The organism is Rhizobium sp. 57MFTsu3.2 (assembly GCF_012932765.1).
Classification (GTDB): Bacteria; Pseudomonadota; Alphaproteobacteria; order Rhizobiales; family Rhizobiaceae; genus Rhizobium; species Rhizobium altiplani.
The window spans coordinates 1-15243 of record NZ_JDWI01000017.1 but is presented as its reverse complement, the minus strand read 5'-3'; the positions used below and the strand labels follow the sequence as shown (position 1 = coordinate 15243).

At 57.4% G+C, this 15243-nt stretch carries 13 protein-coding genes, 1 tRNA gene and 3 pseudogenes; 6 read left to right on the top strand and 11 right to left on the bottom strand.

The features are described 5' to 3' along the window. Positions 1-25 precede the first annotated feature (25 nt). Positions 26-319, top strand: a complete 294-nt coding sequence (locus tag AF71_RS18080; protein WP_169682376.1) for a hypothetical protein — start codon at positions 26-28, stop codon at positions 317-319. A gap of 76 nt (positions 320-395) precedes the next feature. Here AF71_RS18080 and AF71_RS18075 read toward each other — a convergent pair whose 3' ends face one another. After that, positions 396-1070 (bottom strand): hypothetical protein, encoded by a 675-nt coding sequence (locus AF71_RS18075; protein WP_169682563.1) that lies wholly within the window; start codon positions 1068-1070, stop codon positions 396-398. 215 nt (positions 1071-1285) lie between these two features. On the opposite strand from AF71_RS18075, the gene AF71_RS18070 reads away from it, so the two are divergent. Both AF71_RS18070 and AF71_RS18065 read left to right on the top strand, forming a co-directional pair. Next, complete coding sequence (locus AF71_RS18070; protein ID WP_169682374.1) at positions 1286-1492, top strand: hypothetical protein; 207 nt, start codon at positions 1286-1288, stop codon at positions 1490-1492. Positions 1493-1662: 170 nt separating this feature from the next. Then, a pseudogene (locus AF71_RS18065) lies at positions 1663-2084 on the top strand (aldehyde dehydrogenase (NADP(+))); the annotation flags it as partial. A 367-nt stretch (positions 2085-2451) separates the two neighbouring features. Here AF71_RS18065 and AF71_RS18060 read toward each other — a convergent pair. The 4 genes from AF71_RS18060 to AF71_RS18045 form a co-directional block, all read right to left on the bottom strand. Continuing rightward, the gene (locus AF71_RS18060) at positions 2452-3144 is read right to left on the bottom strand and encodes a DUF599 family protein (protein WP_169682372.1); all 693 of its coding nucleotides are present in this window, start codon (positions 3142-3144) and stop codon (positions 2452-2454) included. A gap of 364 nt (positions 3145-3508) precedes the next feature. Next, positions 3509-4771, bottom strand: a complete 1263-nt coding sequence (locus tag AF71_RS18055) for a type II toxin-antitoxin system HipA family toxin (RefSeq protein WP_169682370.1) — start codon at positions 4769-4771, stop codon at positions 3509-3511. Then, entirely contained in the window at positions 4768-4998 is a 231-nt protein-coding gene (locus tag AF71_RS18050; protein ID WP_018859659.1) for a helix-turn-helix transcriptional regulator, read from the bottom strand. Before AF71_RS18050 ends, AF71_RS18055 begins: the two co-directional genes overlap by 4 nt. Before the next feature lie 550 nt (positions 4999-5548). After that, positions 5549-6316, bottom strand: coding sequence for a hypothetical protein (locus AF71_RS18045; protein WP_169682368.1), 768 nt, complete (start codon positions 6314-6316; stop codon positions 5549-5551). 845 nt (positions 6317-7161) lie between these two features. Between AF71_RS18045 and AF71_RS18040 the strand changes: the two genes are divergently transcribed. Beyond that, positions 7162-7234 (top strand) — tRNA-Ile (locus tag AF71_RS18040). 568 nt (positions 7235-7802) lie between these two features. Here AF71_RS18040 and AF71_RS18035 read toward each other — a convergent pair. The 5 genes from AF71_RS18035 to AF71_RS18015 form a co-directional block, all read right to left on the bottom strand. Continuing rightward, entirely contained in the window at positions 7803-8585 is a 783-nt protein-coding gene (locus AF71_RS18035) for an ABC transporter permease (RefSeq protein WP_169682366.1), read from the bottom strand. Then, on the bottom strand, positions 8582-9760 hold the full coding sequence (locus AF71_RS18030; protein WP_192303024.1) for an ABC transporter permease: 1179 nt from the start codon (positions 9758-9760) through the stop codon (positions 8582-8584). Before AF71_RS18030 ends, AF71_RS18035 begins: the two co-directional genes overlap by 4 nt. After that, complete coding sequence (locus AF71_RS18025) at positions 9757-10821, bottom strand: ABC transporter ATP-binding protein (protein ID WP_169682365.1); 1065 nt, start codon at positions 10819-10821, stop codon at positions 9757-9759. The genes AF71_RS18030 and AF71_RS18025 overlap by 4 nt, the downstream gene beginning before the upstream one ends. Before the next feature lie 79 nt (positions 10822-10900). Beyond that, the gene (locus AF71_RS18020; protein ID WP_192303026.1) at positions 10901-11941 is read right to left on the bottom strand and encodes an ABC transporter substrate-binding protein; all 1041 of its coding nucleotides are present in this window, start codon (positions 11939-11941) and stop codon (positions 10901-10903) included. 117 nt (positions 11942-12058) lie between these two features. After that, positions 12059-12607, bottom strand: coding sequence for a cupin domain-containing protein (locus AF71_RS18015; protein WP_018859639.1), 549 nt, complete (start codon positions 12605-12607; stop codon positions 12059-12061). 179 nt (positions 12608-12786) lie between these two features. Between AF71_RS18015 and hisD the strand changes: the two genes are divergently transcribed. Then, positions 12787-14091, top strand: coding sequence for a histidinol dehydrogenase (gene hisD, locus AF71_RS18010; protein ID WP_169682364.1), 1305 nt, complete (start codon positions 12787-12789; stop codon positions 14089-14091). A 165-nt stretch (positions 14092-14256) separates the two neighbouring features. Here the strand turns inward: hisD and AF71_RS31780 are convergent. Then, positions 14257-14405 (bottom strand): annotated as a pseudogene (locus AF71_RS31780) (ATP-dependent DNA ligase); the annotation flags it as partial. 70 nt (positions 14406-14475) lie between these two features. Between AF71_RS31780 and AF71_RS18005 the strand changes: the two are divergent. Beyond that, a pseudogene (locus AF71_RS18005) lies at positions 14476-14622 on the top strand (DUF982 domain-containing protein); the annotation flags it as partial. Between the last annotated feature and the right edge of the window lie 621 nt (positions 14623-15243).

Below are 15243 nucleotides of genomic sequence, written 5' to 3'. Positions count from 1 at the left end.
TCGGTGGTCAACAGAGTACGTTTCCATGCCCAAAAAACAAGAGAGCATAAGCCCTACCCCAATTATTTCAGGTGACTACGCTACGCCGGAGCAAGCCGTTACCAGCGCGCTGCTTGGGAGTATCGCCGCCGAACAGGCGGCCCCGGAGCAATCTACGTCGGAATGGGGCGCGGTCCTTCTTGCACGGGACTTCGACACCGATGACGTGGGCAAAGTGTTCGCAGACGCTGTGATGCTTCCGATGATCCTGTGGTCAGCCGGAATGTCATTGGCATTCTCATGGCGCCCTTTGCTCTCGATGACAGAGCAAATGATGTAGACGGCGGAGGGGTTGACCTTTCCCGCATCAAGGGCGGTCGAGGCTGAATGGCATCGACCGCCTTCCTCATGGGCGTTTATTCGTCAGGAGTTGTCTCTTCAGACTGCTCCAGCGACGCTCGGATTTGATCGATCTTTCCGTCTTCCTCGCCAACTCCAAGGATGGTCTTGGCCCGCTCGAGAACACCGGGGCTTACTTCGCCGCTCTTCGTTGCTGACGCCAGTGCGTCCTCCAGAGCCTGGTCGCCGAGAACTGGATCGTCGACAGAGGGTTCGGTGCCGTTGTCGATCTCGTATTGGGCATAGGCCATAGCGTAGGCTGCGATCGCGGTCATACGGGGATCGGATGTGTGCATGTAGGCCTTGTAACTCCGATTGAGGGAGTTCAGACCAGCTAGCTGTGCCGAGGTATTTTTTTCGCGCGTGGCAACAGTCTCCTTGCTGCCCTTTGTTGATTGCGCCTTGCTACCGGCATCACCTGACTTTCCTTTGAGGCCGCCCTGCGACTTCGTGTTCCCGGTCTGGCTATGGCCGCCGGCTTTGCTATTGCTGTTGCCGCCGCCGTGGTTGCCGCTGTTACCCTGGCCGCCGCCGTTACCGCCCCCATTGCCGCCGCCGTTCCCGCCGCCATTTCCACCACCATTCCCTCCACTCTTCGCAAAGGCGCTCGTATCGAAACCGGCAAACCCAATGGGGCTAGCAGCAACAGCGACGGAAAACGCCGCAACAGATGCTAAAGTCAAAATACGCATTGCTTTCTCCAAATTGCATTCTTGCGTCGATGCTATTGAAAATAGAGAAAATGGCCAACGACACATCGGGCTGAAGTCTGGACCCGCTCCCGGACTTAGGTCCCACACCAACCCTACGAGCCGAACGTGACTTGGTCGCGGCACGGACTGAAGTCTGATCATCGGAACAGGTTTGTCCGCCGCTTGTTGATCCAGAAATATTACAGGGAAGCCGTATGCCGAAGGATAGCGAGAACAACGATCTGGACCTGCGCACCACTCCTCGCCGATATCGTAACCGCGGTTGGGTCTGGCTTTTGATTGCGATCCTCGTGCTGCTTCTGGTCCTGGCCTATGGAGTGTCAGAACTCAGAAGCGCTCTCGGGATTTCCTATGCTCACTCCACATCACACACGGAGGTCACAAACAACGCGCAGGCATAGACCAGCAATGAGATTGCCGGTTGTATCTGAACATGCGCATCGAGCCAGGAATAGCGGTTGGAGCAATTCCGTCGTCGTACAGTGCGACGGCGCGCGGCCCCTTCCAGCAAACAGCCGCACCAACATCCGAAACAGTCGCATTCCCAAAGCGGTACCCTCGATCCGCAATTGCGGCAGCGCTCTTCGAGACAACGGCGTCGGGCTTCCTCGCACATGAGGAACTTCAAAACGAAGTATTCAGCGCCGCGGGCATCGTCGTGCATTGCCGGGACTTCACGGATATCGAGACGGTCATCGACGCACTGGAGGGGCAGTTGACGGTCGCGCTGTTCGTCAATCACGATGATGAAGCCGATGCTCGTCGTCTTGTTCCGAAGCTTGAAATGCTCGCGGGGCGCCTGTTCGTGAACGGGTTCGGGACCGGCGTCGAAGTTTCTCCGGCGATGGTCCATGGCGGCCCCGACCCGGCGACAGCAGACGGCAGATCCACTTCCGTGGGCACTCTCGCGATCTACCGTTTTTTCGGCCTGTCTCTTATCAGGATTTCTCGACCGGACTGCTTCCGCCAGCACTCAGGAACCTGAAAGCGTAAGGTGACCTGGCTCGATCTAAGCGCCCATCTTTCAATCGATGGAAAAGCGCTTCGGAAATAGGCAGTGTGTGAACCGCCCCGCCTCCTGCACGTTGTGAGGCAGGAGGAAACGGCGATGAATGTCCAGAATGAAGGCTCCAGCAGTAATGTTCGCGACGTGGCGCCGATCGGAGCGGCTCTAACCCCCGGGCTGGTATCGTTTTGGTCACCAAAACGGAAAAGGCTTTCCGCCGCTTCCAGGTCGCCCTTGAAGTCGGACCCATCGGCATCGTCTCCACCCAAAGCTTGACAGGCTGCGCGGGGTGAAGAGAAGCTCCGTTCGCGCTCTCCCACTATTGCCCTCCGTCGGCCGTGACCCGCCACAAAGTCAATCCAGCAGCTTGCGGATCGCCATGATCCCTTTCGCCGTATCCGACCAAGATTGGCGCCAAATCAGCAGGCCCACGCCGAGTACCGTCGCCATCAGAAACGGGAGCGGACCCAGGAACCAGAAGGCCGCCGCTACAGTGAAGTAGTACGACCTCACGCCGACGCTAAATGATCGGAGCGCCGGGTTCAGGACCAGCGTGAGCGCCTCGGTCCAGGCCGCGATGTCGCGCTCTTCTTGTCGCGACGGGCTGGCGCCGATTGCGGCCAGACAGTAGTTCAGCTGCCTCACCGCCCAGATGAAATCCGATAGTCCTCTGAGGAGTGTGGCGATAATCAGCAAAACCTTGGTTTGGAAGAGCCATGCGGGGTCCTTGGCCGCGAACATAGCGATCAGGCCGTCACCGTTTCCGTAGTTGGGCTCCATGAACAAAGAGCCGCTGAGGCCCACGATCACGATCAGGTTTGCTGAGCCGAAGAAGGACGCGGAATTGATCGTGTGGCCCAGGATCGCGGCGTCGCCGATGAAATTGTTGTCGCGGGTCAGCGTCTCGCGCATCCACGCGGCTCGGACCCGCACCATATCCACGGACAAGCTATCGTTGGGCCGTGGCCACCCGAGCGCCAATAGCGGCTCAATCGCAATCCACACCACGATGAAGAATACAAGCGACGCGATGTTGAGCGTGTCCATTCGGCCCCCAGCCAGACTTTTTCGCACACTATCGCGGGCGTTGACGTCCTCCAAGAGGGGCCGACGTTTGAACCGCTGTCCGCTAGGGCTGCTCGCGCATCCCCGGCGTAGCCTCCCGCTGATCGGCATCAATCATGTCGGTGGCAACAAGGAACGCGTCCGTGTGCTCGCGAGCTGCCTCTCTGAGCATGGCCAGCTTCGGGACGTCGTCACCCTTTTCACCTTGACAAAGCCCTCGCGCGACGCTGCTCTGCAGCTACGCCTGGTTTTAGGAGGTTTCACCGCAAGCCGGCCGCACGCGCTGCGACCGGGGTCACAACTCAATATTTGGGTTATGCCTGCGGAGATGGTTGGCGCTGTTGAGTTAGATGCTCAGGGCCACGAGTTTGGCACGGTCTGCGATCGAATCGGCTACGTGATCTAACGTCGCAGCATTTGTGGCAAGTGGAGACATCTTTTCTGACAATCGGGGAATCGCGTCCCCTGTGGCATCTGATAGTTCTTTCACCCGACGGCGTACTAAGAGTAAGCCGACACCTGTCTCCTTCGAGAAAGCCTGCCAACCAGCGGCGTCCATTTCCGAAAGCGTTGCGCGTTTGCCGATTCGCATAGCCATCTTCGGAGAAAGGTCTGGATAGGCCACCGTGGATAGCAGATCGTACAGCGGAGCCATTCGCGGTCCACGATCATCATAAAGGATCGAGAAATTCTTGCCGTGGGCATCCGCATTTCCGACAATGAGATTGAAAATCGCAGCATCCAAAAGCTTTGCGATGTCCGGACCCGGCCGCTCAGATACCCGCCGCAATAACTCAAAACAATCCCTAAAGGTCGGCCCGCCCTCGCTTGCATACTTAGTTTCAGGTGGCACACCGAGTGCTTGGCAAAAGTCTTCCTGATGGATACGGCGAACCACACCGTCGGCATCGCAGTAGCGATCGTATCGCTCGACCAAAAGGAAAGGGCGACCATTCGCGGACCTCGGTTCGACGGGAGCAACGTCGAGCCCGATTGCGGCAGCAAGCCTCATCACGAAGGCTTCATTCTCGCTGGTCCCCGGAAAGCGCGCGATTGGTGGTTTCAAGATGTGCGTAGTCGCCTGGCCTGGAAGCGGTAGGGCGACTTGGCCATCGACTAGAACAACTGGAACTTTTGATTGGGCGCCCGCAAGCGATAGCCTCAAGCCTTCCTGGCCGGCCAATAGCGGCCGTGTCGGAAGTACGTCCAATATCCGAACGATTCCTGCCTCATCCAGAGGTGCCGTTTGCTGATCCGCAATCGGTTCTGCCCCGATGGGTTCCTGATCTTCAGGCAAAAGCTGAAGCGCGCCGGCGACGTCGCCGCCCAAGCGATCAAGAAGCGCGAAGTCGTTGGCAGGTGAAACACCCAACGCCTGCGCCGCAACAAGACGCTGGCTTTCTTCTGGCAGCAGGCCGCCGAAAAATGGCCGGCATTCACGGCGAGAAAAACATTGTGGACGCTTCGGAAGTGAGGCCGACAGTGGAGGCGTCTTTTCGTCATCAAGCCAAGCTTCAGCGTATGCGAAGCCGATATCGCCATACTTATCTTGGGTGAATTGCCCGACAATGCGACCACCCCACCAGACATTGAGAACCCTAACCGTCATTTTCTACGTTCACCGGGGGCTAGAATATCAATCGAACAACCCAGCGTTTGCAGAACCTGCAAAACCTTTCCTATCTGAGCTGTCGGCTTGCCGGCTTCGAGGTCCACGATGAACCTTAGGCCAACTCCAGAGACCCCGGCAAGCTCGTCCTGTCGCAAGTTTTGCTCCTTGCGTGCGCTGCGTACTAGGGCGCCGATATCGGCTGGACTTCTGACTTGTTTTGCCATCTTTATTTCCCGATCGGGAAAATAACAGCACATCAGCCGCCCTGTCGAGTACAATTTTCCCGATCGGGAAAATCATGAGCGCCCGATGATCTGTGTTTGGAAAAATTTCCCGATCGGGAAATTCAGATGGAGCCGATGCGGTGCCGGGAAACCTCGGCCGATTGGGAGTTATGGCCCCGCTGATTGGGAATGGCAGCGGTTCCTATCCTACTGAAAGTCTTGCAGACTAAATCACAACATCGGATTCCGATCCAGCTTCGATGGCGAAAACGTCCTATCGCACGTCGGGCGCCCTCCGCTAGGCGTGACAACAGTTTGTCGCCAAATCGACCTGCTGAGTCCTCCGGTCGATGCACGACAACAGTCGCACCAAAGGATCCGAGGACATGTCCTTCAAAAGGCCGACATGAACTGGTGATCGCAAACATCTACGCTCTCGGCATCGAGAAATGGTGCGGCTCGTTCCCGGTGACCTCCGGCCTGCTGCGTGTCGGGCTATCGCCCCGCGCCCCAGTCGGCCACGCGGCTCGCGACCGCCTCGAGATCCCCACTACGGTCCCGACGCGCATGGCCAGCAGGCCGGGACCCAGTGTTTCATTGGCTTGCCGTGCTTCTCGGCATAGATCTCGCCCATCCTTTTCCTGAATACCTCCGTCGCCTTGCTGGCTCCCTGGATCGGTTTCCACCCGTCCGTGGTAGAGAACACGAAGGGCCCATGATTCTCTGACTGGCGCCTCTTGATGCGGTCGAGCAGTTGTATCACCGGCACGGAGAGCATCACGAGTTCGTCGCGGTCGGATTTGAAGCGCACCGCGGGGATCGTCCACGTGCGCTTCTCAAGATCGAATTCACACCACTGCACCAAGCGGACGTCCCGGTTACGCTGGCCGGTCAGCATGAGCGCTTTGAAGTACTCGCCCCAGGGATAGGCGGTTGTCTCGGCGCGGGCCCAGTAGGCTCGGACCTCATCGGCGTCGTGTTTTCTATGCCGCTTGTTCTTCTGGAGCTTCATCTCCTCGTTAGTGAGCTTGGTCAGCGGCGACTCCATGACGCCAAGCTCGGCCCGGCGCTTAGGCGCGATCACCCACTCGAAGAACCTCTTCAGCAAGCCGAATGCCTCGTAGGCGCTGGCCGCAGCGGGGCGGTCGCGGATCGCTTCGATCACCCGCTGCACCTCGACACCGGTGACCTCCCGGAGCGGCTTGTCGATCCAGGGATTTCGCTGCGGATCGAGGAACTCGCGCGTGAGTGTCCCTTGATCCTTTTTGGCGTTGCGGTTGCGCTTCCGCTCAGGCGGCCACGCCACGTAGTCGCTCATGGCTTGTCGGAAGGTCGCTCGGCCCAGCCTTTCCGCTTCGAGTCGGACACGGAGCTTTTCCGCGGCCGGATCGACGCCTGCCCTATTCATCTCCTTCCATGGAGAACTAATTCACGGGCCTCCTTCACCGACATCTTGTGGGCATTTCCCACAACTCGACGAGTGGTGTTCCCTGCGCCGCCGAACCGGCCCAGCATCGTCCAAGAGCGATGGCCCTTCGAGCCTATGCGCAACTCGAGGTCCGGAACGTCAGGGTCTCGGCGGTATTCCGCGGCGCTCGTCTTTCTGGGCGGCCTCCTTCTGCTATTCCTGCGATCGCCTGCCATCGGACCATCCTTTCCTAGCTTTAAGGCGGGGCAGCCGGCGGCTGCCGGTCGCGCCCCGCAACGCTAATGAAACCCCTACTTCTAATTAAGTCAATAATATCACATAGTTATGGTGCGCCCGACAGTTAAATACTGCTCCTGCACGCGATTGAACGGTTCCTTGCAGGGGATCCGGCGTGCGCTTTTCAGGGTCGGTGCGCTGGGGCGCTCGTCTTCCGATTTCGGCGTGGGCACTTGCCGGGTTTCGGCTGAGCCGTTGTGGTCATCCGCCGAGGGCTATCCCGGCAAGTTGGGCGGGCACGGCTTGACCCGGTCGCGACTTCCGGCCGCAGGACAGACCAGCTTTCCCAACTGGCGTCTCTCCGGGCGCAGTAGGAACGGCGCGGTGTGGGTCCAACTGGGTCAGTAGATATGACAGCATGACGAGGAATCTGGCTGAACGAGACTGACGGGAGATGATCGCAGAGAACTTGCAGACGACAGGCGTTCCAAAAAGTTGCGGCGTTCCTGACGGCGACTGCCGGCCGCTGGCGCGGAGCGTGCTGGCGGCTCATAACCGCTTGGTTGGGGGTTCGAGTCCCTCCGGGCCGCGCGGAGACAAATTTCAGTCCAGTATAGCTATCAGCACCGTTAAGACCACGGCGGTCAAGGCGGCAAATATGACTGCAAATGTGAGATTGCGTCCTAGAGACCTGACAATCGCATGAAGGGCGTTTGGAGAGGTCGCACCCTTCGCTGAGGAAGCAGAGATGCCAGACGCGGTGTGCATTCCGACCGGACTATCACCACTTTTTTGGTCGGGCATTTTGGCCATGCTTGGTCTCCACCAGGTGACGGTCTCTCAGGCAATACTAGCAACCACCGCGCTAAAACCCAACAGGTTCTGGCTTCACTATGGCCCCGGTGCCGTTCACGATCACCCGAGGCGATGGAAGGCCTGTTCGAGAAGCAAGTGGAGACCAGCGCTGCGCTGGATGCCCTGATTGCTGATCTGACGGCGCGTCGCTCCCAACTTTAGGAACCGAGATGAGCCATCTCTTTGCTGTCTCAGCCGTCGCTCTGGCCTTCTCCCGCTCCGCCGGGGTGCGCGGGATCAGAAAGACATCTCCGTGGGTCTCAGTGTCTTGGTCAATGATGACTAGGCAGAAGCTTGCACCTGCTCAGGCGTTCTGTGCCCTCCTCCCAATGTTCACCAGCAAGGCGATGATGACGGTGCCTGCGATGAAGACGAATGCTGCGGCAGCGATGGCCGGACTGATATTCTCCCTGATTGTAGAGAACATCTGACGGGCAAGGGTGCGTTGGTTAGGTCCGGCCACGAACAATGTCAGGACGACCTCGTCCAATGACGTTGCAAACGCAAAAACGGCACCGGAAACGATCCCCGGCATTGCCAGGGGAAGAGTCACGGTTCGCAATACCACGTGGGGCGCTGCTCCCATGCTCGCCGCAGCGTGCTCCAAGCGATGATCGATCCCCTGCAGAGATGCCGTCACGTTGACCACGACAAACGGTATAGCGAGAACCGAATGAGCAATGATGACGCCGAGATACGTATTGGCGAGACCGTACTGGGCGAACATAAGCTGCATCCCTACCCCCAGCACAACCGCTGGGACGACCATGGGCAGCAAGAAGACAGTACGGATGAACCCAAATAGTAACGAAATCTTCTTTCCGCGAAGACCCAGAGAGCCAATTGTCCCGAGAATAGTAGCAAGGACCGTCGTTCCAGCACCGATTACCAGGCTATTGAAGATCGAACGGCGCCAGGCGTCTGCCGTGAGAAGTTCGTGAAACCACCGGAGAGAGAAGCTTGGGATCGGGTAGTTGAGGAACACGCTGTTGGTAAAGGCCAACGGCAAGATTGCGATCAAGGGAGCCATCAGAAAGAAAACGACGGCTGCTCCGAAGACTAGCTTTGCGATGGTCAACGGCTTCATGTCCGAGCCTCCTCAGAAGAAAGCCGCAGATAGACGATATAGAGCAGGATCGTCGCTATCAGGAGTACTAGGCCGAGTGCGCCTGCCATGCCCCAGTTCGCAGCACCCGTCGCATAGTAGGCAATAACCGAACTTATCATTTGATCCTTGGCACCGCCGATAAGCGCGGGCGTAATGTAGTAACCAAGTGCACTCATGAAGACGAGCAGCGATCCCGAAACAACGCCGCGAAGCGAGAGGGGAAGAAGCACAAGGTAGAAGGAGCGGACCGGATTTGCCCCGAGCGATGCGGCCGCAGGCATCAGATTCTTGGGAATACTGATCAGCACACTGAAGATTGGCAGCACCATGAACGGCAATAGCACGTGGGTCATGGCGATCACGACCCCTACCCTGTTGAAGATCAAAGGGATAGGCCCGCTAGTCAAACCAACTGCTTGAAGTGTGGAGTTGATTAGTCCGTTGTCCTGAAGCAGGATGAACCAAGACGCTGTTCGAACTAGAAGCGATGTCCATAGTGGCAACAGGACCGCGCCCAGCAACAACTGCCTGGTCCACCCTGTGACTGAGGATGCGACCATTGCGAACGGCATGCCCAGCAGAATGCAGCAAATCGTGACAGTAGCGGCGGTAGTGAGCGTCCGGATCAAGGTATCCCGGTTGGCGGACGTTCCTGCTGGAGCACTCGTGATCGATCCATTTACGTCCCGGGTCAAATCCACGGCGGCGAGCAGGTTGCGGTCCGTTATTGGAGAACTCGCTGCGTCTTGGATAGCAATCCAGAATGCAGGATCACTCCAGCGATTGTCGATCGTCGTAAGGTCGCTAATGTTGGGGTCGGATGAAACGGCGGATTTTGTTTTACTCATCAGGGTGCGGAAGCCTGATTTGGCGCTGTTCAATCGCCGAACGAGATCACCAAAAAGCTCGTCGTCCTTGATGCCCCGGATGTCGGCTGCAAAAGCCTTTTGAGCATCAGCGGGAGGAGCGCTCGCCCTGTCCCACCCCTTTAATGCAGAGGCGACCGTTGGCAGAGCACGAGATGCGACGGGGTCGGATACTGCCGACTTCATCATGGTCGCGAGCGGCGCGACGAAGAAGAAGACGAGAAAGAGTGCCAGCGGCGCTACCAACAATAACGATGCGGCTTGTTTCCAGAGCCAAGTGTCCTTCATGCCACGATCCAGCATTGTTCTGGAGAGAAGGAAGCGACAACTTCATCGCCAACGCTCAATGGCGAGGATTTACGGTTCGCCTTGACGATCAAGTCTTTCCCTTGGTTGCGAATGCGAACCTGCAGATGGTCGCCATGATAGACAATATCGGCGACCGTGGCGCTCAGGCGATTGCTGGCTGGCACATCGGAATTGATCTCGACACGCTCAGGTCGAACCGAAACCTTGACCGGTTTGCCCACGTCGGCAATCGTCGAGGTTCGGACCTCGATATTTGCGCCGCTTTCGAGATGGACACCTAAGACACCATTTCCGGCACTCTTGACCTTGCCCGTTAGAAGGTTCGTTTCCCCGATGAATTCAGCAACGAACTGCGTCTGTGGGTTATCGTAAATTTGTGCGGGCGTTCCGATCTGTTCGATTTTCCCGTGATTGAAGATCGCAATCCGGTCGGACATGGTCAACGCCTCCGTCTGATCGTGAGTGACAAAGACGATCGTCAAACCGAGCCTTCGGTGGATGTCACGGATGTCGAGCTGCATTTGCTCGCGAAGCTTTTTGTCAAGAGCACCGAGGGGCTCGTCCATCAAGACGACTTCAGGTTCGAATACCAACGAACGTGCCAGGGCCACACGCTGTTGCTGTCCCCCGGACAGCTGGATCGGTTTCCGATCCTGAAACGCGCCCAACTGCACCATATCGAGCGCCTTCCCGACCCTCTCCACGATCTCAGATCTGGAGACACCCCTCATTTTCAAGGGAAACGAGACATTTTCTGCAACGGTCATGTGGGGAAACAGAGCGTAGTTTTGAAAAACAACGCCCATATTGCGCTTGTAAGGCGGCAGGCCGTCGACACGCTTCCCGCCAACAGATATCGCGCCGCTGGTCGGCTTCTCGAAGCCCGCAAGCATCATGAGCAAAGTCGTTTTGCCCGAGCCAGAGGGGCCCAGCATGCTGACAAACTCGCCCTTTGCAATCGCGAGGTCGAGATTGTCGACGACAGTCATGATCCCGAACGATTTGTTGACTTTTTCGAATTGAATGAAGGCGTTTGTCATGTAAGCCGACTCTTCTCTAACGCGAACTGCTGAAACAGCCGTTCGACAAGGGGCCTCCGAGGAGGCCCCGCACCAATAGTTACTGACCGAGCCAAGCGTTGAATCGCTGGGTCAGTTCCTCAGAGTTATCCGTCCAGAAGTCGACATCCAAGGGAATTGCGCCCTTAAGATTTTCTTCCGAGGTCGGGGATTCTTTCTGGTATTTCTCCGGCACGAGCTTGGAGGCGCCAAGATTTGGCAGGCCGTAAGCAATGTATTCGGGCAACTTGGCCTGGTTTTCGGCTTTGCTTGCGTAGGCAATGAAGTCCATGCCCGCGTCCTTGTTGGGAGCATCCTTCAGAATGACCCAGCTATCGATAGCGTAAACGCTGCCTGGGAACACGAAGCCGAAATGCTTGCCTTCGGAGCGGTTGATGCCGGTGATACGACCATTGTAGGCTGCTGTCATAACGACTTGGCCGGAAGACAGGAGCTGGAGGGGTTGCGCACCTGCATCCCACCAGACGATGTCTTTCTTCAGCTCGTCGAGCTTCTTGAACGCACGGTCGACTCCGCCTTCGGCGCTGAGGACCTTATAGACCTCATTAGCCGGAACGCCGTCCGCCATCAGTGCGAATTCGAGCGCATATTTCGGCCCCTTGCGAAAACCACGCTTGCCTGGGAATTTTTTGGTATCCCAAAAGTCCGCCCACGTCTGAGGTGCTTCCTTAAGCTTGTCAGCGTCGTAAGAAAGACCAGTTGACCAAACAATGTTACCAACACCGCAATCACTGACGGCTGCTGGCAGGAAGGACTCCTTACCTCCAAGCTTCTGCCAGTCGATCTTTTCGTAGATGCCGTCCGCGCAACCAAGAGCCAATTCCTCGGACTCTACTTCGACAACGTCCCAGTTCGGCGTTCCAGCCTTAACCTTGGCCTGGAGAACACCGTACCCGCCATCCCAGCTCTCATCGAGAACCGGTTTGCCGGACTCCTTTGCATATGGTTCGAAGAAAATTTTGCGCTGTGCGTCTTGGAAATTTCCACCCCAGGACACAACTGTGAGATCACGAGCTTGGGCGGCGAGGACGCCAGTCACCAATACTGTTGACGCAATGAGCGAGACTTTCAGGAGTTTCATCGGCGTTCCCTTTTGTTGGTTTGAACCTCGAACAGGAAACCACGTTTTGCCACTTTTGGAAGTGAGCGTTGGGGGCTTGGTGACTATTCTCACCGCTGGTGATCGCTGCTTAGAGGGTTAATACGTGGGCGGGGTGATGGCGCTCAGAATTTCACTCTCCCCATCGTGGACATTCCTGAATCGATGTGGAAGACGGCTGTCAAAATAGTAACCATCGCCCGGGCGCAAAATTTTCTGCTGTCCGCCCACGGTAACCTCAACTGCTCCCGACAGGAGCATGCCTGCTTCCTGGGCCGCATGGGTGAACGCTTCGCCAGAATCTGCCCCGACCGCGTAACGCTCGTGGAGCATTAGAAGCTGCCTATTGGGATGATCGAGGCCAATCACTCGATATGAGATCGTATCGACCTTGCCAATTTCTACGAGATCTTGGGACGTGTAGAATGGGGTATACGGTAGGCTAGACTGCAAATCTGAGAAGAAACCCGGCAGCGTGGTACCCAGCGCGTCCAAGACGGCACTCAGCGTGTCGATCGAGGGGCTCATCCGATCCCGCTCAATGAGGGATATCGTCGAGTGTGAGATCCCCGAACGTGCTGCAAGTTCTCTAACACCCAAATCGCGACGACGACGTAGCTCTCTGAGCTTCACCCCAATTTTTGGCATGCGATTTCCCTTTAGAATATGCGCCTTCGCTAGCATGGCATTGGTGAGCACGCACGCCTATCCACAATGCGTGCAGTCCGCGAGCCGCGGTGAAAATACTGAACACCTGTCTAGTGGGCAATTGTCTGAGTGGCTTCAGTACGGGATGCTTCGTTCCAGCACGCACATAGGAGAACCTCATGACATCGCGGCTCGACGCCCTGAAAGGCAAATTTACACGGATCAAGGAACCGAAGCGCGACGCAGTTTCCGACACTGCTTCGATTGAAAAGACGGTTAAGGAGATCATCGCTAGCGTACGTGAGCGGGGCGACGCCGCGGTGCGTGAATACTCGGTGGCGTTCGACAAGGCCGACGTCGCGAACTTCGAGGTTACCGAGGAAGAGAAGCTGAAGGCCATCGCCGATCTCGACCCGCAAACCCGCGAAGACACTGAGTTCGCCATTGCAAACGTCCGCCGGTTCGCGGAAGCTCAACTCGGAACCATCCTGCCACTCGAAATCGAAAGCCTGCCGGGCCTACACCTTGGCCACCGCGTCATTCCCATCGAGATCGTGGGCTGCTATGTTCCGGGGGGTCGTTACCCCCTCCTCTCGGCACCGGTCATGACCATTGTCCCGGCCAAGGTCGCTGGTTGTGACCAGGTGATCGCATGCCTTCCGCCGAATGCTCATCCCGCAATGATCGCAGGCTGCCATCTCGCTGGCGCAGACCGCATCTTCCGGGTCGGAGGAGCCCAAGCGATTGCGGCTATGGCATACGGTACGGAAACGATCCCCGCAGTCGACAAGATCGTTGGCCCGGGCAACGCCTTCGTCAATGAGGCGAAGCGCCAAGTATTCGGTCAGGTCGGAATCGATCAGCTCGCTGGCCCGAGTGAAATCTTCATCGTTGCCGATGAGACGGCCAATCCTGCAACCCTCGCAACTGACATGCTGGCCCAGGCAGAGCACGACGTACGCACCCGCGTCGGCCTTGTTACAACCGACCGCAAGCTGGCAGAAGAAACAATCAAGGAAGTAGAGAAGCAGCTTGAAACTCTCTCGACAGCTCCTGTCGCCAGCGTTGCCTGGAAGGATTATGGTGAGGTCACCGTTGTCGATGATGAAGAAACCATGATCGCCTACTCGGATTACATCGCGACGGAGCACCTTCAGGTCCATACCCGTGATCCACAAGCGACCGCTAAGAAGCTGCGCAACTACGGCTCCCTCTTCATTGGCGAATTGGCCAGCGTCGTCTACTCCGACAAGTGCTGTGGCACAAACCACACGTTGCCTACGATGGCTGCTGGCCGTTACACCGGTGGCCTCTGGGTTGGCTCCTATGTAAAGATCGCCACGCACCAGTGGCTGGATGAGCGCGGTGTTGCAGCAGTCGCCCCCGCGGCCGTTCGGCAGAGTGCCACAGAAAAGCTTGAGGGCCACCGCCGCGCAGCAGCGCTTCGCCTAAGTCCCCAGCAGCTTGCCGCAGCAACTAGGTAAACTGATTAGCGCTAATCGCGATAATCAAATTTTGCGGCAGTGGGAGGCCGCCCGGCAAACGAAACCGGGCGACCTTTTCTTCTGAGCGAGCGCCTCATTGAATCTTGTAGTAATCGAGCGCCGTCTTCGATGGCATGCGATACCGAGGCATACAGCAAGAAGCACTTAACCGAGAGAAATGTCGAAGGCGGCCACATTGTCTTGCACGTCCCGAAGCCCTTTATGGGAAGCGTGACGAAGCTTCCCGTCATCCGTCCAGGCTCGGTATCGATCTCTGCGATAAGTGTCGGTTTGACCCAGACCAGATTTTTACGGGTGCCGCTGTAAGCGACCGGAGGCGGCTTCCCATTTGATCCGATCCAGCATATTCCCGGCGACGGCGATAAATTTCACAGTGCGTTAATGCGATCGGTCGAAGCCCTTGAGTTTTACACCGATGCCGATACGGTCCGGGCCGCATTCGTCGATGCTGCCCATGAAGCAGGCATGCGCGTACTTCCCGACGACATGGCCGAGATGAAAAAGGGCTAGCTCACCCTACATCGTCCAGGTCGCAGCGATCTAGCGGGCGCGAAACGTTCAGGGATTGAAGTGATTAAGCTGTGGCTATCGTGTGAACAGGCAAGTGGATGATCGGCCGCCACCAGACGCTTGCCACGCATTGGTTGTCGGGATTAAAGGTGGCCTACCAGCCCTTTGGACCCTCGTCTCGCCCGCTGACGGCTCGCGTGCTTTTTCTGACTTCGTACTGAGGTTCGTGGGCGGAAAGCAGAGGACCCGCAGCAATCGATTGCGCACTAGGTTCCGATTGGAAGTACACGTAACCTTCCTGCCGGGGTGGATTCATATCCTTAGGCCCTCTTCGCACTGCTCCTGGCCATAACACCTGTCCGCTAATGAGCCGATCGCGGGCGAAACCCTCTTTGCGCCCCAATTCCGGCCGCACTTATCCCAGAAACTCGTGGCGGTTGCTTCCGACTTACCTGGGCAATCTTTCCGTGACTATACCTCCAGCAAGTCGGGTCGAGGCACTTGCCACCAGTGTGTCCACGCGAACTGACCGAACCGTGCAATCACGTAGACGACAACTGCGGTCGCAATCAGCAATTCGAAGACCGCCAGCCCGTGGGTTTGGTCGATTAGTTTCTGTCG

Bases quoted from the DNA above. Each gene is read 5' to 3' on its own strand.
- AF71_RS18080 (WP_169682376.1), top strand. From the start codon at position 26: ATGCCCAAAAAACAAGAGAGCATAAGCCCTACCCCAATTATTTCAGGT.
- AF71_RS18075 (WP_169682563.1), bottom strand. From the start codon at position 1,070: ATGCGTATTTTGACTTTAGCATCTGTTGCGGCGTTTTCCGTCGCTGTT.
- AF71_RS18070 (WP_169682374.1), top strand. From the start codon at position 1,286: ATGCCGAAGGATAGCGAGAACAACGATCTGGACCTGCGCACCACTCCT.
- AF71_RS18060 (WP_169682372.1), bottom strand. From the start codon at position 3,144: ATGGACACGCTCAACATCGCGTCGCTTGTATTCTTCATCGTGGTGTGG.
- AF71_RS18055 (WP_169682370.1), bottom strand. From the start codon at position 4,771: ATGACGGTTAGGGTTCTCAATGTCTGGTGGGGTGGTCGCATTGTCGGG.
- AF71_RS18050 (WP_018859659.1), bottom strand. From the start codon at position 4,998: ATGGCAAAACAAGTCAGAAGTCCAGCCGATATCGGCGCCCTAGTACGC.
- AF71_RS18045 (WP_169682368.1), bottom strand. From the start codon at position 6,316: ATGAGCGACTACGTGGCGTGGCCGCCTGAGCGGAAGCGCAACCGCAAC.
- AF71_RS18035 (WP_169682366.1), bottom strand. From the start codon at position 8,585: ATGAAGCCGTTGACCATCGCAAAGCTAGTCTTCGGAGCAGCCGTCGTT.
- AF71_RS18030 (WP_192303024.1), bottom strand. From the start codon at position 9,760: ATGAAGGACACTTGGCTCTGGAAACAAGCCGCATCGTTATTGTTGGTA.
- AF71_RS18025 (WP_169682365.1), bottom strand. From the start codon at position 10,821: ATGACAAACGCCTTCATTCAATTCGAAAAAGTCAACAAATCGTTCGGG.
- AF71_RS18020 (WP_192303026.1), bottom strand. From the start codon at position 11,941: ATGAAACTCCTGAAAGTCTCGCTCATTGCGTCAACAGTATTGGTGACT.
- AF71_RS18015 (WP_018859639.1), bottom strand. From the start codon at position 12,607: ATGCCAAAAATTGGGGTGAAGCTCAGAGAGCTACGTCGTCGTCGCGAT.
- hisD (WP_169682364.1), top strand. From the start codon at position 12,787: ATGACATCGCGGCTCGACGCCCTGAAAGGCAAATTTACACGGATCAAG.